This window comes from Pacificibacter sp. AS14, from assembly GCF_038899935.1.
In the GTDB taxonomy this organism is placed as follows: domain Bacteria; phylum Pseudomonadota; class Alphaproteobacteria; order Rhodobacterales; family Rhodobacteraceae; genus Celeribacter.
On sequence record NZ_JBBMQI010000016.1, the window covers coordinates 22,028 to 42,557 of the forward strand.

24 protein-coding genes are annotated in these 20,530 nt (G+C 53.8%); 16 read left to right on the forward strand and 8 right to left on the reverse strand.

Features of this window, described 5'->3' with window-relative positions; translation table 11 throughout:
• The first annotated feature begins 29 nt into the window (after positions 1-29).
• Complete coding sequence (locus WNY38_RS13965) at positions 30-512, forward strand: hypothetical protein (RefSeq protein ID WP_342857968.1); 483 nt, start codon at positions 30-32, stop codon at positions 510-512.
• Positions 513-628: 116 nt separating this feature from the next.
• Here the strand turns inward: WNY38_RS13965 and WNY38_RS13970 are convergent, their stop codons facing one another.
• Both WNY38_RS13970 and WNY38_RS13975 read right to left on the reverse strand, forming a co-directional pair.
• On the reverse strand, positions 629-1,393 hold the full coding sequence (locus tag WNY38_RS13970; protein ID WP_342857969.1) for a sulfite exporter TauE/SafE family protein: 765 nt from the start codon (positions 1,391-1,393) through the stop codon (positions 629-631).
• Entirely contained in the window at positions 1,386-1,682 is a 297-nt protein-coding gene (locus WNY38_RS13975) for a YciI family protein (RefSeq protein ID WP_342857970.1), read from the reverse strand. The genes WNY38_RS13970 and WNY38_RS13975 overlap by 8 nt, the downstream gene beginning before the upstream one ends.
• Positions 1,683-1,766: 84 nt before the next feature.
• Here WNY38_RS13975 and WNY38_RS13980 point away from each other — a divergent pair, with 84 nt between their 5' ends.
• Positions 1,767-2,642: a LysR family transcriptional regulator gene (locus WNY38_RS13980; RefSeq protein ID WP_342857971.1), complete on the forward strand. Its 876-nt coding sequence runs from the start codon at positions 1,767-1,769 to the stop codon at positions 2,640-2,642.
• Positions 2,643-3,170: 528 nt separating this feature from the next.
• Positions 3,171-3,908: a transporter substrate-binding domain-containing protein gene (locus tag WNY38_RS13985; protein WP_342857972.1), complete on the forward strand. Its 738-nt coding sequence runs from the start codon at positions 3,171-3,173 to the stop codon at positions 3,906-3,908.
• A gap of 402 nt (positions 3,909-4,310) precedes the next feature.
• Here WNY38_RS13985 and WNY38_RS13990 read toward each other — a convergent pair whose 3' ends face one another.
• From WNY38_RS13990 to tldD, 3 genes are all read right to left on the reverse strand, one after another.
• Complete coding sequence (locus tag WNY38_RS13990) at positions 4,311-4,637, reverse strand: hypothetical protein (protein WP_342857973.1); 327 nt, start codon at positions 4,635-4,637, stop codon at positions 4,311-4,313.
• 306 nt (positions 4,638-4,943) lie between these two features.
• A complete protein-coding gene (gene dprA, locus WNY38_RS13995; RefSeq protein ID WP_342857974.1) occupies positions 4,944-6,086 on the reverse strand; it encodes a DNA-processing protein DprA in 1,143 nt (380 codons plus the stop codon).
• A 238-nt stretch (positions 6,087-6,324) separates the two neighbouring features.
• On the reverse strand, positions 6,325-7,746 hold the full coding sequence (tldD, locus tag WNY38_RS14000) for a metalloprotease TldD (protein WP_342857975.1): 1,422 nt from the start codon (positions 7,744-7,746) through the stop codon (positions 6,325-6,327).
• A gap of 177 nt (positions 7,747-7,923) precedes the next feature.
• Here tldD and coxB point away from each other — a divergent pair, with 177 nt between their 5' ends.
• From coxB to WNY38_RS14055, 11 genes are all read left to right on the forward strand, one after another.
• A complete protein-coding gene (gene coxB / locus WNY38_RS14005) occupies positions 7,924-8,787 on the forward strand; it encodes a cytochrome c oxidase subunit II (RefSeq protein WP_342857976.1) in 864 nt (287 codons plus the stop codon).
• Between the two features lie 128 nt (positions 8,788-8,915).
• Positions 8,916-9,866 (forward strand): heme o synthase, encoded by a 951-nt coding sequence (gene cyoE, locus WNY38_RS14010; RefSeq protein ID WP_342857977.1) that lies wholly within the window; start codon positions 8,916-8,918, stop codon positions 9,864-9,866.
• Between the two features lies 1 nt (position 9,867).
• On the forward strand, positions 9,868-10,032 hold the full coding sequence (locus WNY38_RS14015; RefSeq protein ID WP_342857978.1) for a cytochrome C oxidase assembly protein: 165 nt from the start codon (positions 9,868-9,870) through the stop codon (positions 10,030-10,032).
• Positions 10,032-10,613, forward strand: coding sequence for a cytochrome c oxidase assembly protein (locus tag WNY38_RS14020; RefSeq protein WP_342857979.1), 582 nt, complete (start codon positions 10,032-10,034; stop codon positions 10,611-10,613). Before WNY38_RS14015 ends, WNY38_RS14020 begins: the two co-directional genes overlap by 1 nt.
• 42 nt (positions 10,614-10,655) lie before the next feature.
• Positions 10,656-11,459: a cytochrome c oxidase subunit 3 gene (locus WNY38_RS14025; protein ID WP_342857980.1), complete on the forward strand. Its 804-nt coding sequence runs from the start codon at positions 10,656-10,658 to the stop codon at positions 11,457-11,459.
• An 87-nt stretch (positions 11,460-11,546) separates the two neighbouring features.
• Entirely contained in the window at positions 11,547-12,215 is a 669-nt protein-coding gene (locus WNY38_RS14030) for an SURF1 family protein (protein WP_342857981.1), read from the forward strand.
• Positions 12,216-12,241: 26 nt separating this feature from the next.
• Complete coding sequence (thrC, locus tag WNY38_RS14035; protein WP_342857982.1) at positions 12,242-13,624, forward strand: threonine synthase; 1,383 nt, start codon at positions 12,242-12,244, stop codon at positions 13,622-13,624.
• Positions 13,621-14,880: a pitrilysin family protein gene (locus WNY38_RS14040; RefSeq protein ID WP_342857983.1), complete on the forward strand. Its 1,260-nt coding sequence runs from the start codon at positions 13,621-13,623 to the stop codon at positions 14,878-14,880. Before thrC ends, WNY38_RS14040 begins: the two co-directional genes overlap by 4 nt.
• Positions 14,880-15,470, forward strand: a complete 591-nt coding sequence (locus tag WNY38_RS14045; protein ID WP_342857984.1) for a GNAT family protein — start codon at positions 14,880-14,882, stop codon at positions 15,468-15,470. Before WNY38_RS14040 ends, WNY38_RS14045 begins: the two co-directional genes overlap by 1 nt.
• 15 nt (positions 15,471-15,485) lie before the next feature.
• Positions 15,486-16,022, forward strand: a complete 537-nt coding sequence (locus tag WNY38_RS14050; RefSeq protein WP_342857985.1) for a DUF1697 domain-containing protein — start codon at positions 15,486-15,488, stop codon at positions 16,020-16,022.
• Positions 16,023-16,053: 31 nt separating this feature from the next.
• Positions 16,054-17,463, forward strand: a complete 1,410-nt coding sequence (locus WNY38_RS14055; RefSeq protein WP_342857986.1) for an FAD-binding oxidoreductase — start codon at positions 16,054-16,056, stop codon at positions 17,461-17,463.
• Here the strand turns inward: WNY38_RS14055 and WNY38_RS14060 are convergent.
• From WNY38_RS14060 to WNY38_RS14070, 3 genes are read right to left on the reverse strand one after another with little or no spacing between them, the layout of a single operon-like run.
• Positions 17,460-17,990 carry an adenine phosphoribosyltransferase gene (locus tag WNY38_RS14060; RefSeq protein ID WP_342857987.1) on the reverse strand — a complete coding sequence of 177 codons (531 nt, stop codon included), beginning with the start codon at positions 17,988-17,990 and terminating at the stop codon, positions 17,460-17,462. The two genes, WNY38_RS14055 and WNY38_RS14060, sit on opposite strands and share 4 nt — an antisense overlap.
• A gap of 28 nt (positions 17,991-18,018) precedes the next feature.
• The gene (locus WNY38_RS14065) at positions 18,019-18,645 is read right to left on the reverse strand and encodes a LysE family translocator (RefSeq protein ID WP_342857988.1); all 627 of its coding nucleotides are present in this window, start codon (positions 18,643-18,645) and stop codon (positions 18,019-18,021) included.
• A 4-nt stretch (positions 18,646-18,649) separates the two neighbouring features.
• The gene (locus WNY38_RS14070; protein ID WP_342857989.1) at positions 18,650-19,522 is read right to left on the reverse strand and encodes an S-methyl-5'-thioadenosine phosphorylase; all 873 of its coding nucleotides are present in this window, start codon (positions 19,520-19,522) and stop codon (positions 18,650-18,652) included.
• 349 nt (positions 19,523-19,871) lie between these two features.
• Here WNY38_RS14070 and WNY38_RS14075 point away from each other — a divergent pair, with 349 nt between their 5' ends.
• Both WNY38_RS14075 and WNY38_RS14080 read left to right on the forward strand, forming a co-directional pair.
• On the forward strand, positions 19,872-20,294 hold the full coding sequence (locus WNY38_RS14075) for a chorismate-binding protein (RefSeq protein ID WP_342857990.1): 423 nt from the start codon (positions 19,872-19,874) through the stop codon (positions 20,292-20,294).
• A gap of 50 nt (positions 20,295-20,344) precedes the next feature.
• Positions 20,345-20,494: an aminotransferase class IV gene (locus tag WNY38_RS14080; protein ID WP_342857991.1), complete on the forward strand. Its 150-nt coding sequence runs from the start codon at positions 20,345-20,347 to the stop codon at positions 20,492-20,494.
• Positions 20,495-20,530: the final 36 nt, after the last annotated feature.

Here is a 20,530-nt window from a genome sequence, read left to right on the forward strand (position 1 = left end):
TGGGATGATTTTACAACAGGAAATTGATTATGACGTCTCTCATACGACTGGGATTTGCGCTTGCTTTGGCCTTGACTGCGAGCCTGACCACCTCAATGCCAGCTCTGGCCCAAGACTGGTCCGAGCCCACCCGCGGATCCCAAACCCGTAAAGACTTGATGGATGCCATCCGCCCCCATGCCGAATGGCAACTGGGCGCGCCTGTGCAATTCGTGGTCGACACCCTGCGCTTGTCTGGGGACCGCGCTTTGGCGTTTTTGTCGCCCCAGCGCCCCGGTGGCGTGCCCATCGATGTCACCAGCGTTCCGGCCGTTTTGCGTGGACACTGGGGTGTCGATAGTGATGGTTATCTAGAAGATATGGATGGCGTCTCTATCATGGCGCTTTTGGTCAAATCCGGCGACACATGGGTCGCGCAGCATTTCTCGATCGGCGCCACAGACCTTTGGATTTCAGACCCAGAAATCTGCGCGGACTATATCACTGTGATGTCTGATTTTTGTTACCGGTGAGGTGAGATCGCCCCCTAAACCGGACAATTACGTATATCGCAGCGAACGGCAGGTTTGAGCCCACTTCGACGAATGCTGCGCCATCAACGAATGGCATCTCTTGCGTAAATCTCTGGTCAGCCAACGAAAGCAAGACGGCCCAAACTGGTTAAGCAAATCGCGACCAGCAGTAACAAGCAAAACCTTCTGTAATGGACCTGCCATGCGGGTTTGAACGCCCAGGTTCCGAGGAAGACGCCCGCCAGTGTAATTGGAATCAAGATCGCACCGCGAATGAAGGCTGTCTCCGTCATCACACCATAAAGGAGCATGTGTCCCAAAGATGTGAACATGCCAACGAACAAGAACATGGTCAGGGCCGCCCGCATCTGGGTTGCTGGTGCGCGGCTTGCCAGCACGTAGAGGGCCACGACCATGCCCCCGACGGACGCAAGACCCGTAACAATTCCGGCAGTCGTGCCGATTACATATCGCCCAGACTTGGAAGTTAGGGCAGCTGGCATGGATCGAAAGAACTGAAGCATCGTTAGAATGAGGATCACCAGCACGGCGATCAGTTTTGATATGTCCGGCGAAACGGTCGTTGTCGCCATAAGGCCAATCGGTACGCCAATGAATGACCCGATGGCCAATGGCCAAACATGGCTCATATCCGCATCGCGTATGCCGCCTCGAAACATCGCAAAGCTCGCGGCTCCTTCCAAGACATAGAAAATCGGGATCAGTTCGACGGGTGGCAGGATCAACACAAGGCACGCCATGGCCACAGCGGAAAGACCAAAGCCCGCAAACCCCCGGACGCAGCCCGCCAGTAAGGCCGCGCTGCCGCAGAATACCCATTCCCACTCCGTCAGACCCGCGAGCATTATAGGATCAGACATATTTCTGCCCATCAGAAAAGACCTGCGCCCATTCCTTGATCTCAACTGTGTCACGCAGGCCAGTCGGCCAGAAAGGATCGGCCTTTACCAACTGCCAAGCTTGTTCAACAGTCTCGACATCGACCAGCCAAAGACCGCTTTTCACTGCACCATCATTTTCCTTGAGCGGACCGGCCGCGCGGATAACGGCTTCATTCTCGCTAAGAAAAGCAAGGTGTTGCTGCATGTATTGTGGGCGAATGTTAGGGTCAGCAGTTATATCGTCGTGGAAATGGATTGCGTAAAGCATATTGGCCTCCGTTTGAATCACGTCAAACATGCTGTGGCGTAGTTGCATTTACAACGCGCAAGTTTGCCGCTATGAACTGCGATTATGCAGCAATTGATCTGGGACGATTTACGTGTGTTGCTCGCCCTCGCGCGAGCGGAAAGTCTCGCCGGTGCATCCGATCTTCTGAGCCTTGATGCCACAACGGTGTCCAGACGGATCAAAGCAATAGAAAAACGTGCTGGGGAGGCTTTGATAAATCGCGACAGATCAGGTCGCAGCCAACTCACGCAAATTGGCCAGAAACTTGCAGACCGCGCTGAGCAAATGGAGCAGCACGCACATGCGGCGGACGCGCTGATTGGCAACGATACCCCGCTTAGCGGAACAGTGCGCCTGACAGCAGTGCCATTCCTGTTGAACCGTCTGCTTGCGCCACGTCTGACGGAATTTTCCAGACTTCAACCTGGCCTGAACGTCAGCTTAATACCAGACAGTCAGAATCTAAGCCTGACGAGACGCGAAGTGGATTTGGCCCTGAGATTCGGCGAACCACGCGAAGGCGGTAGCGCCGTTCTGGCGCAGAAGATCGGGCGCGTCACGTTCTCTGTTTTCACCGCCAAGGACGCTATGGAAGTTGCCGTCGAAGACCGCCCTTGGCTTGTTTATGATCCTGTAGCAGGTCATCTTCCCCAAGCTGCGTGGACTGAAACTCTGGCGCGTCAAACCAATGGGTTGCGATCACAGCTTCTGATTCACGATCTTGAGACGGCTTTTGAAACTGTTTTAGCGATACCAGCTTGCGCTGTTTTGCCGGTAACGGTCGCCCGCCGAGACCGCCGCCTGATCGAGCTTACGCCACAGTCGAAAATACCGGACATGGCTCGTGATGTCTGGCTTCTTCGTCATACCGACATGCGTGGCATAGAACGTGTCGATGCCATCACCTCTTGGTTGATCGAAGCAGATTTGTTTCGCTAGCCCAATTGGCGAAAGCAGACATAGGCGCAGCCACCGCACTCAGGCATTAGGATTTGGTCAACAATTTTAACAGCGGAATCATCCCAAATTCATCTTTAAAACATGTAATCTGCGACGGGCGAAAAGGTTTAAAATTTTGCAAAGACGCGCCGCAATCTCATACAAATGTTTAAAACAGCAAGGTGTGAGCGCGCCTAGATCCGCACCAAAAGGTCACCCGTTTTGCGTATGATACGCCTGTCCAATTCCAGTATTATGATCTCGGAACTCTCGTCTATGACGTCCAACTCTGGAAGATATTGCATCCCTTTCGGCATATCTATTTTCCCGCGTGTTTAGGTCCAACGGACGACAAACCGCTGCTTGCGACTGTGTCTAGGTTTTGGAAGCGCGTACTATACAAAGCATATGTCTCGTTATTTGGAATAAGGTTTTTTTGCACAGTTTTTAAGCGCTTATACATTTTTTTCCGTTACGTTTTTGCAAGCATGGGGTCTTGCTCCAGCAAAAACAAAGGACTTGGCTTCAATGATTGTAAAAATAAAAAAAATCGTCGCACTTTCGCTTGCGCTGCATCTCTCAAGCTTTGGGGTAAATGCCGTTCAGGCTGAGCCAATCACTGTCTTCACCGCGGATCTTCCGCCGTTTGTCATTGAAGCAGAAGGTGGTGATCTCGGCAGTATGCGCGAAATCCTCAATGAAATGGCGCTGCGCGCTGGTATCGAACTCGACTATAAAATCCAACCGTGGACACGCAGCCAAAAAGACGCGCAAAAAACGCCTAATGCTTTGATCATTCCCGTTGGCCGCAATCCGTCGCGTGAACCCAATTATAATTGGGTTGTAAAAACCATTGTGACAAATGAACTCTTCGTTTCGGGCGGTGATCCAGTAAATTCTTTGGACGATGCAAAAAAGCTAAAAAGTGTCACAGCCCTCGCGGGTTCGCCGCGTGAGCGCAAGCTGAACGAGGCAGGCCTAACCAATGTAAACGTCAGTCGAAACACCGAACTCGCTGCCAAACTTCTAACTTCAGGTCGCGCAGATGCTTGGTACACTCTGGACCACCGTGCGCTCTACGCGATTAAATCACTAGGTGTCTCGACCGACAGCGTAAAGTTGGGGACGGCATTGAGCTCTACCGACCTTTGGGTCGCTTCCAGTAAAGAGTTCGATCCAGCCATTGCAGCAGCACTCGTAAAAGCACTCGAAGATATGCGCGCTGACGGTGCCTACGACGCAATCGTTCAGAAATACACTGAATGATAATCAGCACAAAATGCTGATTATCTTAGCGCCCATAAAGAACAGACCAGCATTTGCAGGTATGTTCTTTATGGCGATCTTGAAACGCTTCTTTTGGCTTTATCTGTATCTGACGAAATGCGACATTTGAAATTGAAATTCGCGTTTTACTCATTCCGTTCGTGCCGTTGATCTCGATATGGGCTCAGCGAAGGTCTGCTTCTCATGTCGGGTATTTAGGGCAAACCCCTTTCCCTTACTTGTTCGGAGATTTTGCAAATCAATCGAGCCAGCCTTGTCTTCGCAGTCTGGTTTGATGTTTTATTGGCATCGCTACGCGCATATGTCGGATCTAAAGAGGTGAGCCCCGTTGTCCGGCACCGATCATGATATGCAGCATTTCTCTATTTTATTTTGAATTGATTAGACAAAGTCCAAGCCGGAATGGACGCCCAAGGTGTCCGTCACACCCTCAAGAATAATCATGTTACCATCACCGTAATCGATATAGGTGTCTTCGGACGTGGACGTGGACGTTACAGTCACGTCGCCCAAGGTCACGCTGGACAGTTCAATCGTGTCTGCATCCGTCCAGTCATAAATTGTGTCTTCGCCTGTCGTCGCCGCGCCGTCGAATACAAAAGTATCCGCGCCCGCGCCGCCATACAGCACGTCATCGCCATTGCCGCCTGACGCAAAATCGTCGTCATCAAGCCCGTTGAAGGTGACATTTCGCGCAAGGATGATCATGATGCAGGCGTCGCAGACGCGTCACGAGAATAAGTTTGTAATCCCACAAAATGTTTGGGTCTCGCCTTTACTGCCAGTCTTCGTGTTGGTGTTCGCAAATTTAGGGAAATCAAATTTAGGAAAATACAGACTCGCACTTGGGTACCCTACCGCTCGCCAGTGTCAGGGTTTGGCGATCACATTGGGCAGAGAAACCACCCCGAGTTCCCATTTAGAATATATACTGTGAAGGGTGAAAGGCTTTAAACTTTTGCAAAGGTGCAACGACGTGTTGTGAAAATGTTTAAAACATTCAGGAGGGCGCGGTTAGATGCGTGCCAAAAGTCCACCGGCTTTGCGCATGATCCGACCGTCTAATTCCAGTGTCATGATCTCTGAACTCACGTCTTCGGCACGCGCACCGATGTCGCGGATCAGCTGGTCTTCGGCCACAGCAGCTCCGCCCAAACGCGACAGGATTTCACTGTGCAGCACAGCATGATCGTCAAAGCTGCGCGTCTGGGGTTCCACAGGTACAAGTGCTTCAACAGGGGTGTCCATCGCGGTGATCGCCAAGGGCGAGGCGCTGGCCAATACGTCAATCACATCGCGCGATCCACGGATCAAGCTGGCGCCATCGCGCAACAGGTTGTTACAGCCCGACGAGCGCCCATCAAACGGGTGACCTGGTACGGCCATGACTTCACGCCCCTGTTCCATCGCGTTTCCCGCCGTCAACAGTGAGCCGGATTTGGCCGCAGCTTCAATCACCACGGTCGCTAAGGCCATGCCCGACACGATACGGTTGCGCATCGGGAAATGCCGTGCGAAAGGTTTCATGCCCATAGGTTGTTCGGATGCGACGACGCCAGTGTCCGATATTTTTGCGTAAAGGTCTTTGTTTTCAGCGGGGTAGATCACATCCAATCCACCGCCCAAAACAGCAATGGTGCCTGTATCCAAAGCGGCCTCATGCACGGCTGTGTCGATGCCACGCGCCATGCCAGAGACGATGCCGAACCCTTCGGCACCCAAATCACGCGACAAAGCCCGCGCCATACGCAAACCCAATGACGAGGCATTGCGTGCGCCCACAAGGGCAATCATTGGGCGTTCAAACAAAGACAGGTCACCTTTGACCCACAAAAGCGGCGGGGCATCGGGAATAAGGGTGAGGGCGGTAGGATAGTCGGCATCGCCAATCGCTACCAGCCGCGCGCCGGCTTTGCGTCCTGCTTTGAGTTCTTTGTCGACGACACTCATAGGGCAGATTTGATAGCCGCTGACACCAGCTTCGCGTGCGATTTCGGGCAAAGCGGTCAGCGCGGCTGCGGCCGAGCCGTGATCATTCATGAGGCGATAAAAGGTCGATACGCCAACGCGGCGTGATCGCAAGAGACGGAGCCAGACGGCGCGGTCTTCCGCAGTGTGGGGTGGGGTGAGGGGGTGGTGGGAAGGGATGAAATCCATATTGACCAGCTCTCTCCGTCTCTTGCTATTACACCATCGCGCAAATTGGTTAACGAGCCGTTACCGTTACCCAACAATCTTCAAATTTATCAAATTTTGCGGTATTCACACGTTTTCAGGCGTTTTTGTCGCAAGTCGCAAATGAATTTAAGGAAAACCATTGCAAAAAGGCGGCCCGAAGACCGCCTTAAGTTTAAGATTTCACTAATGCGCGCAAGGTGACGTTAACCTTTGCGACTCAGGTGGCTGATCCGCCAACGGTCAATTCGCCGATCAATGTTGTGGGTTGACCGACCCCAACGGGCACCCATTGGCCGGCTTTGCCGCAATTGCCCATTCCGGGGTCGAGCGCCATATCGTTGCCAAGCGCGCGGATGTGTTTGAGCGAGGTCGCGCCATCACCGATCAAAGTGGCGCCTTTGACTGGTGCGCCAACCTTGCCGTTTTTGACTTGGTAGGCTTCGGTGCAAGAGAACACGAACTTGCCGTTGGTGATGTCCACTTGTCCCCCACCAAAACCGACTGCGTAAATGCCGTCTTTGAGGCTAGAAACGATGTCTTCGGGCGCGGTATCGCCGCCGAGCATATAGGTGTTGGTCATGCGCGGCATAGGTGTATGCGCATAGCTTTCGCGACGCCCGTTGCCTGTGGCCTCGACGCCCATAAGGCGCGCGTTTTGGCGGTCTTGCATATACCCGACCAGAACGCCGTCTTCGATCAATGTGTTTTTGGCGCTGGGCGTGCCTTCGTCATCGATAGAAATAGATCCGCGACGATCTGGAATAGTACCGTCGTCCAGCACTGTGACGCCTTTGGCCGCGACTTGTTTGCCCATAAGGCCCGCGAAAGCAGAGGTGCCCTTGCGGTTGAAATCGCCCTCAAGCCCATGGCCGATGGCTTCGTGCAGCAATATACCTGGCCAACCATTGCCAAGCACCACATCCATCACGCCTGCTGGGGCAGGGATGGCCTCAAGGTTGACGCAAGCCACACGCAAAGCCTCGGTTGCGACGGATTTCCAATGGTCGGGTGCGAGCATTCCCAAAAGGCCCGTGCGTCCACCGCCGCCAGCAGAACCACTTTCGCGGCGGCCGCCTTGATCCACGATGACCGAGATGTTGAGGCGCGCCATTGGCCGTTGGTCCGACATCAGTGCGCCGTCGGGGCGTAAAATAAACACTTCTTGGTAAGAGGCCGCCACCGAGGCCGAGACTTGCACCACACGCGGATCGAGGGCGCGCAAAAAATCGTCGATTTCTTTGAGCGTGTCGATTTTGACCTCGAAGGCGGCGCCATCCATTGGGTTCTCGTCTGTATAAAGCTTGACGTTGGTGGCGCGCGGGCCGTTTGCCAAGATGCCGCCGCCTGCACCTACGGCCAAACGCGCGGTTTCAGCGGCGCGACGCAGCGACGATTCGGAAATTTCAGTCGAATGGGCGTAGCCTGCGGTCTCGCCACGCACAGCGCGCAGGCCGAAACCCTCAGATGCGTCATAAGTGGCGTTGCGGATTCGCCCGTCGTCTAAGACGATGCCCTCAGATGTGCGCCGTTCAAAGAAAAGCTCGCCATCATCAGCGCCAGCGGTGGCATTTTGCAAGATCGACAGGGCTGACGCCTGGTCCAGCAGGGTCTCGAATGGGGCAAAACGTCTCGTTGTCATCTATTTTCTCCTTGGGGACTTGATCTAAATCAAAAAACACGGTCAATGGCGGCGCGGAAATCTTGTCCCACAGCGAGTAATATGGTTTTTGGGGGGCAAGACACAAACGAAATTCGCCTGAACATCAGGCACTGCGGCGCACATACCACTGTTGCGCTTGCGAAATGGGAAAAGAACATGCGCACAGAACGCTTTTTGTCCGGCTTTGCCGCCACAGTTTTAGCCACCACCGTTTCGGGTGCCGCCATGGCGCAGCAAGCTGGTGAATTGCTTGGCGCGCCGGTTAACGGTAAGATGGGCTTCCAGCCTGCCGCGACCGAGCTTGCACGCGACTTGCAAGGGTTGGATCACCTGCTGTTGTGGATCACTGGCCTGATCACATTGTTCGTTTGTACTTTGTTGGTTTGGGTGATGGTGCGCTACAACCGCCGCGCGAACGCAAACCCAGCAAGCTTTACGCACAACACCACAATCGAGATTGCTTGGACATTGATCCCAATTCTGATCTTGGTCGGTATTGGCGCGTTCTCTTTGCCTGTTTTGTTCAAACAGCAAGAAATTCCAGAAGGTGACATGTACATCAAAGTCACTGGCTACCAGTGGTACTGGGGCTACGAGTACGTTGACGAAGGTTTTGCTTTTGACAGCTACAAGCTTGAGCGCGACGAATTGGAAGCGGCTGGTTACGACCAAAGCTTCTACCTGTTGGCGACAGACACAGCTGTTGTTGTGCCCGTTGGTACCACGGTTGTTATGGGCATCACTGGCGCGGACGTGATCCACTCTTGGACCATCCCTGCGTTTGGCGTGAAACAAGATGCTGTTCCTGGTCGTGTGGCTGAACTTTGGTTCAAGGCTGAAAAAACGGGCACTTTCTTTGGTCAGTGTTCTGAGCTTTGCGGCAAAGACCACGCCTTTATGCCGATCACTGTGAAGGTTGTATCTCAAGAAGATTACGACGCATGGTTGGCAGGCGCTAAAGAAGAATACGCGTCTTTGGATGCGGGGGAACAGCTGATCCAATTGGCGTCTGCTGAGTAAGCTATCGCTGCGACATCAGGGCGCGGGCGATTTGTGTCGCCCCGCCGCTCTAACGTTCTATCTTATGTGAAGTCTTAGCCTTGCCGAAACGGTGACGCAGACCCCAGCCACAAACAGCAAGGCACGACATGACCGACGCGACCATAACACTTGATGACGACAAGGAAGCGAGCTTTGGCGATTTCTTTGCGCTGTTGAAGCCCCGCGTGATGTCGCTTGTCGTGTTCACGGCGATGGTCGGGTTGATCGTGGCACCTGGATCCGTGCATCCTTTTGTGGCGTTCTTTTCCGTCTTGTGTATCGCCATTGGTGGCGGTGCTTCTGGCGCGTTGAACATGTGGTATGACGCGGATATCGACCGCGTGATGAAGCGTACCCAAGGTCGTCCGATCCCTTCGGGCAAAGTGACCGAAGGTGAAGCTTTGGCCATCGGCCTGACGCTTTCGGCGTTTTCCGTGATCATGCTGGGGTTGGCCTCAAATTGGGTTGCAGCTGGTCTTTTGGCCTTTACGATATTTTTCTATGTGGTGATCTACACGATGTGGCTTAAACGCTCGACACCACAGAACATCGTGATTGGTGGGGCCGCTGGGGCCTTTCCTCCGATGATCGGCTGGGCTGTTGTGACGGGCGACATCACCATAGCGAGCACCTTGATGTTTGCTTTGACATTCATGTGGACGCCGCCGCATTTTTGGGCTTTGGCCTTGTTCATGAATTCTGATTACGGCAAGGCGAAAGTGCCGATGTTGCCTGTCACTCATGGCACACGTGTCACGCGCAATCACATCCTTGTCTACACTTTGCTTTTGGCTGTCACCGCAGGTGCGCTGTTGTTCACCTCCATCGCAGGCTGGTTCTATCTTGCCGCGTTTTTGGTCATGAACACATTGTTCATCCTAGGGGCAGTAAAGATTTGGCGTCGCGATGATGCGGCGTCCAAAGCAGATAATTTCAAAGCAGAGCGGTCTTTCTTCAAACTGTCTTTGGCCTATCTTTTCGCGCATTTCACTGCGCTCATGTTCGATGGAATGCTCAGCGGTCTTTTTGACAGCATGGGTATTGGGGGACCTTTCTAAGATGGCGATCACCAAACTTCACGAAATTCACACAAGACGCAAATCGCGCAATGTCGGCCTTGGGCTGGTCTTAGCGACTTTTGTTGTGTTGATCCTTGGCTTGACCGTGGTGAAAGTGACAACCACACCGATCAGCAATATCGGCGCGGCGGAGGCCCACCAGTAATGGCGATGGATGGCCCACAGAAAACTGTTATAAAGCTTGTTGTTGTTGTCTTCACCATGGGCGCTTTTGCTTGGGCGTCCGTGCCGTTTTACAGCTGGTTTTGTGCAGTCACCGGTTTTGGCGGCACCACATTGGAAGCTGATGCAGGGTCTGACATCATTTTGGATGAGACAATTAAAATCCGCTTTGACGCTAATACAGACCCCAGCATGCCGTGGTCTTTCAAACCTGTTGAACGCGAAATGGAACTTCGCATTGGCGAAACCGGTTTGGCTTTTTACGAGGCGCATAATCCGACAAATCGTGTCATTGCAGGCACTGCGTCCTACAATGTGGCCCCTTACGAGGCTGGCGGCTTTTTCACCAAGATCGATTGTTTTTGCTTCACAGAACAGGTGCTTCAGCCCGGCGAGACCGTGTTGATGCCCGTGACGTTCTATGTGGACCCCGAAATCACCACAGACCGTGATGCGAAATATGTACATCGCATCACATTGTCTTATACATTCTACGAAACCGATCTGCCCGAGGAACTTGCCGCTTTGCAAAGCGACACTCCGAAGGTTATTGATCTTAACTGAACCCATTAGGGAAAATACCCCAAGGGAGAGGGACGCAAGACTATGGCTCATGTAAAGAACCACGACTATCACATCCTGCCACCATCAACGAAGCCTTTGCTGGGTTCCGTTTCAGCCTTTATCATGTTTTTTGGCGCCGTCATGTGGATGGCCAAAGGCACACCATGGATGTTCTTAGCCGGCCTTTTGGGCGTGCTCTACGTGATGTGGGCGTGGTGGGCTGAAACGATAGCTGAAAACAAAGCTGGCGATCACACGCCAGTTGTGCGCATCGGCCTGCGCTATGGCTTCATCATGTTCATCATGTCCGAAGTTATGTTCTTTGTCGCTTGGTTCTGGGCGTTTTTCAAAAACGCGATCTTCCCAATGTACGAATACGCAGGCACAGAATACATCAAACCAGAGATCATCCCTGTTGATGCGTTCCACCTGCCATTGATCAACACATTGCTGTTGCTCTTGTCTGGTTGTGCTGTGACTTGGGCCCACCACGCTTTGGTCCACGGCAATGTCCGCAAAGACTTGGTGGCTGGTCTGGCCATCGGTGTTGGCTTTGGCGCTGTGTTCACCATGTTCCAAGCCTACGAGTACTACGAATTGTTGGTGCATGAAGGTTGGACATTCGGCGGTGACGCGTTCTTCGGCGGCTTCTTTATGGCCACAGGGTTCCATGGCTTCCACGTTCTTATCGGCACAATCTTCCTGACCATCTGCCTTGTGCGATCTATCAAAGGTGACTTCACTCCCGATGACCACATCGGTTTTGAAGCCGCAGCTTGGTACTGGCACTTTGTGGATGTGGTTTGGCTCTTCCTCTTCGTGGCCGTCTACATCTGGGGCCAGTAACCCCGCGCTGAGGCTTTGGCTTCTGACAAAGTTTAAGATACAAGGGCGCGGCACTGCTGCGCCCTTATGCATTCTAAGGAACACCCCATGATCAAACGCATGATTGGCCCAATTTTGATGGGCGTGATTGGTATCGCTATCTTGCTGTGGCTTGGCACTTGGCAGGTGAAGCGATTGGCATGGAAAGAGGGCATCTTGGCCGAAATTACCGCCGAGATCAAAGCCGACCCCGTGCCCGTGCCCACAATGATTTCAACCGATATGAAATATCTGCCGGTCACAGCGACGGGCACAATAGGGCAAGAAGAATTGCACGTGCTGGTGTCGCGTTTGGACATTGGGGCAGGCTACCGCGTGATTGCGCCGTTTGAATTGGACGATGGGCGGCGGGTGTTGCTGGATCGCGGATTCATTAAACCCGAGGCAAAAGACGTGTTTCGCGCGGGCGGTCCTGCGACCATCACCGGAAACCTGCACTGGCCGGACGATATGAACAGCGCGACTCCGGATCCCGATATGTCTGAAAATATCTGGTTCGGGCGCGATATCGCGGCGATGGCCACCGTTTTGGACACTGCCGAGGTGTTGATTGTCGCGCGTGCTGACACGGGCGAGGGCATCGAGGCCATGCCTGTCGGTATCGAGGGGATCAAAAATGACCACCTTGGCTATGCAATTACATGGTTTTCTCTCGCTCTTGTCTGGTTGGGGATGACACTCTTCCTTCTGTGGCGTATCAAAACCCGAACTGTTTAACGCTATCCCAACTCTGATAGGGCCCCATGCGATATATCTCTACACGCGGCACCGCGCCCGCCTTAAGCTTCGAAGACGCAATGCTCACTGGTCTGGCCTCTGATGGTGGCCTTTATGTGCCTGAAACCATTCCGACCATGACCACAGACGAGATCGCCGCTTTGGCTGGTCTGTCCTATGAAGAAATCGCGTTTCGGGTGATGAAGCCGTTCATCGGCGACACCTTTACGGACGCGGAATTCAAAGAGATCATCGCGAAATCTTACGCAGGCTTTGGCCATGACGCGCGTGCGCCGCTGGTGCAGCTTGGGTCCAACCATTTCTTGCTTGAGCTGTTCCACGGGCCGACGCTGGCGTTCAAAGACTTCGCTATGCAGCTCATTGGCCAGCTGTTCCAAGCGGCTTTGTCGCGTTCCGGCAAACGCGTGACCATCGTCGGTGCCACCTCTGGTGACACTGGCTCTGCCGCGATCGAAGCCTTCAAAGGTTTGTCCAACGTTGATGTTTTCATCATGTACCCCCACGGCGGCGTGTCCGATGTGCAGCGTCGTCAGATGACCACGCCGTCCGACAGCAATGTCCACGCGCTGGCGGTTGAGGGCGATTTCGACGATTGCCAAGCTGCCCTCAAAGAGATGTTCGCCGATATTGATTTTCGCGATGGCGTGAAACTCGCCGCCGTGAATTCCATCAACTGGGCCCGTGTTTTGGCACAGGTTGTATACTATTTCTCATCCGCCGTGTCCTTGGGGGCGCCGCATCGTAAAGTGTCCTTCACCGTGCCGACAGGCAATTTTGGTGACATTTTCGCAGGCTACATCGCCAAGAAAATGGGCCTGCCGATTGCAAAACTGGTGATTGCCACCAATCAAAACGATATCCTGCACCGCACCATGGAAACGGGCGCCTACACCAAAGAAGGCGTGACACCGTCGATGTCGCCGTCGATGGACATCCAAGTCTCGTCCAACTTTGAACGTGCTTTGTTTGATGCTTATGGTCGCGATGGTGGGGCTGTGGCGCAATTGATGGATGAATTGAAATCCGGCGAATTCAAAGTGTCTCAAGGCGCGATGGAATCCCTGCGTGATACGTTCACCTCTGGGCGCGCGTCCGAGGATGAGACCTCTGCAACCATCAAAGGCATGCAGCTTCGCACAACCGAAGTCCTGTGCCCGCATTCCGCTGTTGGCGTGAAAGTGGCCGAGGAAAATCTGTCAGACGTGCCTATGATCACTTTGGCCACGGCGCATCCTGCGAAATTCCCTGCAGCCGTCAAAGCGGCTTGCGGTGTTCACCCCGACCTGCCAAGCCATATGGCCGACCTGTTTGACCGCGACGAGCGGTTCACCGTGGTGCCCAATGATCTGGCGGGTCTTAAATCCCTTGTTAAGGAGCGCATTTCTTGAGCCTCAAAACACACTGGCTCAGCAATGGCCTACGCATCGTGACCGAACATATGCCCACAATGGAAAGCGCCTCGATTGGCGTTTGGGTCCAAGCGGGCGGACGTCACGAGCGTCTAGAGCAAAACGGCATAGCGCACTTTCTGGAACACATGGCCTTCAAAGGCACGGCGCGCCGCAGCCCTTTGGAAATCGCAGAAGTTCTTGAGAACGTGGGCGGATACCTGAACGCCTATACGTCGCGTGAAACCACGGCTTACTATGCGCGTGTGCTCAAAGAAGACGTGCCTTTGGCGCTCGATGTGATTGCCGATATTGTCTTGAACCCGATTTTCGATGAACGCGAACTCGAGGTCGAGCGCGGCGTGATTTTGCAAGAAATCGGCCAAGCGCATGATACGCCTGACGATATTATCTTCGATTGGCTGCAAGGCGTGTCTTACCCTGATCAAGCTGTCGGTCGGACCATTTTGGGCCCCGAAGAGCGCGTGCGTGCCTTCACCCGTGACGATCTTGCGGGCTTTGTCGAAGAACATTATTCGCCTGAACGCATGGTTCTGTCGGCTGCGGGCAATATCGATCACGATAAAATCGTCGCTGAGGCTGAAAATTTGTTTGGTCACCTGTCCGCTCACGGGAGCGACTTGATCGAACCCGCCAAGTTTGTAGGTGGCGAGCATCGCACAAACAAAGATCTTGAGCAGGTTCATGTTGCCATCGCTTTTGAGGGGCCAAGCTACCGCGATAAAGACATCTACATCGCGCAAGCTGCAAGCACAGCACTTGGCGGGGGCATGTCATCGCGCCTGTTCCAATCTGTTCGTGAACAAAAAGGCCTGTGTTACACGATTTACGCGCAAAGTGGCGCCTACACTGACACAGGCGTGACCACGGTCTATGCGGGCACCTCTGGCGAAGATGTGGCGCAGTTGACAGAATTGACCATGGACGAATTGAAACGCGCAGCAGATGATATGTCTGATGCCGAAGTCCAGCGTGCTTGCGCGCAGATCAAAGCGGGTCTTTTGATGGGGTTGGAAAGCCCTGGATCCCGTGTTGAACGCAATGCGCGGATGGTCGGTATTTGGGATCGCGTGCCGTCTTTGGCGGAAACCGTTGCGAAAATTGATGCCGTCACCACTCAAGGTGTGCGCGACTTTATCGGACAAATGGGCACCGGCCGTGCGGCGATGGCGCTGTATGGGCCTGCTGAAACCGCGCCATGTTTAGATGCACTCAAAGCGAGGCTTATTGCATAATGTTCGCGCGTCGCCCCAAGGTTCGGATTGAAACAGAGCGCATGAAATTGCGCCTGCCGACACATGGGGATTACCGCGCGTGGAGTGAGCTGCGTGCCCACGGCGCGCCGTTTTTGCAGCCTTGGGAACCAACATGGTCGGTAGATCATTTATCCCGCAAGGGGTTTACAAATCGTGTTTACTGGGCGCAGCGTTCTGTCGCCTCAGAAACTGCTTTACCTCTGTTTTTAACCCGCCGCGAAGATGGCGCTTTGTTGGGGGCTTTGACGCTGGACAACATGCGCCGCGGCCCTGCGCAAGCGGGCACTGTTGGCTATTGGATAGGCGCCGAATTCGCCCGCCAAGGCTATATGCGTGAGGCGCTCAGTGGTGTTGTTCATTACGCCTTTAGCAAGCTGGACCTCAGCCGTGTTGAGGCGGCGTGCCTTCCAGAAAATACCGCATCACGCGGGGTGTTGGAAAAGGCTGGCTTTAAATATGAAGGCGTCGCGCAGTCCTATTTGCAGATCAACGGACGCTGGCGCAATCACGTGCTCTACGCCTCTTTACGCAATGATCGTCGCGGACCGACCCAAGTGGGATTGGCTTAATACCGGAGTGATCTTATGACGCAAACTTGGATTGCTTTGATGCGTGGGGTCAATGTCGGTGGTCACGGCAAGCTGCCGATGCTGGGGCTTCGGACTTTGCTGACGGGGCTCGGATTTGACAATGTACGAACCTATATTCAGTCGGGCAATGCGGTGTTTGATGCCGCGGGCACTGCCGAAGACCTCTCTACCGCAATCAGTGCCGCCGTTGAGGCCGCGTTTGGATTTCACAGACCGTGCTTTATGCTGACTGCCTCACAATTTGATCACGCCATAGCGGGCAATCCGTTCGACCACATGACAGATGATCCCAAAACTGTGCATCTGATGTTTCTCAAGGGGTTTGATCGCTTTGATGCAGACGCTTTCGCCACCCTGTGTACAAACGATGAAGTCGGCGTTTTAGAAGGCGACGTATTTTATCTGTTCACACCCAAAGGTTTTGGTCGCTCAAAGGCGGCGGAAAAGCTGGATAAGGTGCTCAAATCCGACAGTCTCACGGCGCGAAACCTAAATTCATGCCACAAGATTGCAGCCTTGGCGCATACTTAGTTGCCCGATTCTATCTCACAGGAGATTTTCCATGCCCACCATCGCCACACCAGAGTTTCTTGAAAGCCTGTACGCTGCTTTGCCTGAGGGCACGTTTCGCGCGCATAAAGACGGCGAACTGGATGACCCGCGCGGGCGTCATAAAGGGCTCAGTGCAACGGTCGCGATGCCGCGAACTGTTTCGGAAGTGTCTACAATTGTGCGTTTGTGTCATGGGGCCGACGTGGGGATTGTTCCGCTTGGTGGGGGCACGGGATTGGTGCTGGGGCAAGTGGCCTATGAGGGGCCTGCGCCTGTTGTTATGTCTCTGGAACGCATGACTGCCGTGCGCGAAATCTATCCGTCAGAAAACGCGATGGTGGTCGAGGCTGGCGCAATCTTGCACGATGTGCAGGCTGCGGCTGAATCTATTGATCGGTTGTTTCCACTGTCTTTGGCTTCTGAAGGCACCTGCCGGATCGGTGGCAATCTCGCGACCAATGCGGGCGGCTTGAATGTTCTGCGTTATGGCAATACCCGCGATCTGTGCTTAGGGCTCGAAGTTGTTTTGGCCGATGGTACGATTTGGAATGGTCTCAAACGCCTGCGCAAAGACAACACCGGCTATGATTTGAAAAACCTGATGATTGGCTCCGAAGGCTCGCTTGGCATCATCACTGCCGCGACCCTGCGGCTGTTCCCACGGCCCCGTCATGAGGCCACCGCGATCTTGGTTGTCGACAGTCCGCAAGGGGCGATCGATCTGTTGGCCTTGGCGCAGCAAACTTTGGGCGAAGGGATTTCTGCCTTCGAGATGTTGTCCGGAGTGGGGTTGGATTTTCTAGCTGAGACAATGCCGGACGTGCGCCAACCCTTTGAAAAAATACCCGATTGGTGCGTGCTGATTGATCTTGGCCTGTCTGGTGATAGCGATCCGTCACAGATGCTGCTGACTTTGTTTGAGACGGCGTCTGAAGCGGGTCTGGTGTCCGATGGGGTGATCTCGCAAAACGAGAGGCAGCGCCAAGCGTTTTGGTCCGTGCGTGAAAACATCCCGACGGGCAACCGCCATATCGGCTCTATTTCGTCCCATGATATTTCTATTCCTCTGTCGCGTATTCCTGATTTCATCCCTGAAGGCATCGCCAAACTGCAAACTTTGGGCGATGTGCGGATCAACTGTTTTGGGCATCTGGGTGACGGAAATCTGCACTATAATGTGTTTCCGGCCAAAGGACGGGACCGTACAGAATTTGACGGCATTCGCGGGGCTGTGAAAAAATGCGTTCATGATCTCACCCACGCTTATGACGGCTCGGTGAGTGCCGAACATGGCGTCGGACGGTTGAAGGTCGAAGACCTAGAACGTTACCAAGATCCCGTGAAACTGGCGGCGATGCGCGCGATCAAACAGGCGCTAGATCCAAAAGGAATTATGAATCCTGGCGCTGTGCTGCGTTAACTGCCCTCAAAGTCGCATAGCGCTTTGACGTCGTATCCCAGCGCCTCAAGCCGTTTGCGCCCACCAAGTTCTGGCAAATCCACGATAAAGGCGCAGCTGACAATTTCGCCGCCTAGACGTTCGATCAATTTGATCCCTGCTTCTGCTGTGCCGCCGGTGGCCAAAAGATCGTCAACGACCAAGATTTTTTCACCCGCTTCTATTGCGTCATCATGCAGCTCGACAGTCGCTTGGCCGTATTCCAGCTCATAGTCTTGCGAAATCACTGCGCTCGGCAGCTTGCCAGCTTTGCGCACAGGCACGAAACCCACAGACAGTTGATGCGCCACAGCGCCGCCCAAAATAAATCCACGTGCCTCAAGTCCCACAACCTTGTCGATCTGCATCCCCACATAGGGCGCAAGCATCTGATCTATCGTCAAACGCATCCCACGCGGATCTGCAAACAACGTGGTGACATCGCGAAACATAATCCCCTCGTGTGGAAAGTCAGGGATCGTGCGGATGTAGTCTTTGACAGTTTTCATCGAAAAGTCCTTTGGGTCAGTGACACGTTTAGCTGCGTTTCAAGCTGGCGGTTAAAGCACTCATCGCGATCAATGCAACGCCGCCACCGCGTGTTAAATTGCGCAATACGCGTGGTTTTCCAATTGTCTTACGCAAGCTACCAGCAAGCAGGGCATAACATAGGGCATTTAAAAACCCTAGGGCGGCAAAGGTTGTGATCATCACAGTAAACTGCGGGGCCAAAGGAGCTTGCGGCGTGATGAAATGCGGCACAAAGGCAATGAAAAACCCAATGCTTTTGGGGTTGAGCGCGGTCACGACAAAAGCGTGGGAAAACACTTGGCGCCCGCTCACGTTTTCTGTGCGCATCAGAGCGCCCATTTTTGCTGATCCCGCCGAGCGCAACATTGTGACGCCAAGGTACAAAAGATAGGCTGCCCCAATCCACTTGAGAACAGTAAAGGCAAGGGCCGAGGTCATGATCAGCGCGCCAAGCCCTAACAGTGATGCGGTCATGGCCACAACATCGCCCAGCCCAACACCCACCGCGCTGGCCACCGCCACACGCCGCCCTTGCCCCAAGGCATAGGACAGCACCAGCAAAACCGTGGGGCCGGGGATGACAATCAAAGCAAGCGAAGCCGTGGCAAAAGCAATCCAAAGATCAAAAGGCATGGGTCTATCCGTTCAGAACACGGCCCGCGACCGCATCAAGTTTGGCCACAAGCGCAGGATCGCGTTTGCCTGGCGCTGTCATTACCGCATATTCCAACGCGCGATCACAGCCGTGCTCGCATGGGGTATAAGCCGCGCCCAAAAGTTTTGGCATCGCCGCGACCAAAGATTTCGCATTGTTCGAATTTGCGCCAAGCGTGGCGATGATTGCGTTGATGTCCACCGCACCGTGATCTGGATGCCAGCTGTCAAAATCGGTGATCATCGCCACAGAAGCGTAGCAAATCTCTGCCTCGCGGGCCAATTTTGCCTCAGGCATATTTGTCATGCCGATCACGTCACAGCCCCAAGCGCGATACATTTTGCTTTCCGCGATGCTGGAAAACTGCGGGCCTTCCATGACCAAATATGTCCCGCCTTTGTGCACGGTCACACCTGTGGCACGCGCCGCTTCATAGGCCAGACCTGACAAGCGTTCGCAAACAGGATGCGCCACAGAAACATGCGCCACACAGCCTGTACCAAAGAATGTTTTTTCGCGTGCAAATGTGCGGTCAATGAATTGATCAACAACGACAAAATCGCCAGGTGCCATTTCTTCGCGAAACGACCCGCAAGCCGACACAGACAACAGATCCGTCACGCCAAGTCGTTTAAGCGCATCGATATTGGCGCGATACGGAACAGTCGTTGGCGTGTGGACATGGCCGCGCCCGTGACGAGGCAAGAACGCCATTTTGACGCCATCCAACACGCCGGTCAAAATTTCGTCCGATGGATCGCCCCAAGGGGTTTCAACCTTTTGCCAAACTGCGTTTTCAAGCCCGTCGATTTCATAGACGCCAGAGCCGCCCATCACGCCAATCACTCGTTCCATTTTGACCTCTCAATTGTGCATTTATCCAAAGCCTAAGCGCATATGTCTTTGGCGAAAAGGGACAATGCGCCCCAACACACGCATATGTTTGCGCCGCGCGTCTTGCAGGCCGGCATAACTGACCAAAAAGCAATAAAAGTGCCCTGAAATGAGCAGGTTTTGATGCGTGTAGAGTTTGATACAGGTCCTCTTGCATTGGCATCCAAGGCAACGTCTGACGCAAACGCAGCGCAAGGCACGGTGTTTGATGCACCGTCCGATCATCCGTGCGCATTCGGCAGAAGATTTTCCAGCCGCGCTCAAAGCTATTGCCAAAGCCTAAACCCAAGGCGCGTGGATTGCTGGCTACATGTCTTATGAATTGGGTATGTTGCTTGATCCTGCTTTGCATGCATTCGCCAGAACTGGTGTTGATCTGCCATTGTTGGAATTTGGTGTGTATGCATCACCTAGGCCCGCAAAATGTCCTGAAAATGTCGTGAAAGTGCAAACTGATCTGTCACCCGCGTGGACGTTGGAACGCTACACATCTGCCTTTGATCGCGCCAAATCTTTTATCGAGGCTGGTGATTGTTATAAGGTGAATCTGACGTTCCCGATGGCGGTGCACTGTGATGGCTCCGCGCGACAATTGTATGACGCTTTGTGCGCGCACCAACCTGTGCCCTTCGGTGCTTTTATTGAAACCGACCATCACACGCTTTTGTCGCGCTCGCCGGAGCTGTTCTTTAAAATCGACGCTGAGGGCTGCATCACTGTGCGCCCTATGTAGGGCACGATCGCGCGGACCCTGGGTTCGCTATCCCTCCCATCGCAGCCTCTATGATGCCGAGCGGCGTGGAGGAGCGTATTTTTCTCAATGAGCGCGGCGAGGTTTGCGACGGCACTATCACCAATATCTTTGTGCAAAAAAGCAATCTGCTGCTGACGCCGCCGCGCTCATCTGGCTTGTTGCCCGGAATTTACGGGTGAAGCTGTTGGACACTGGAAGTCCTCTTCAGGCCGTTG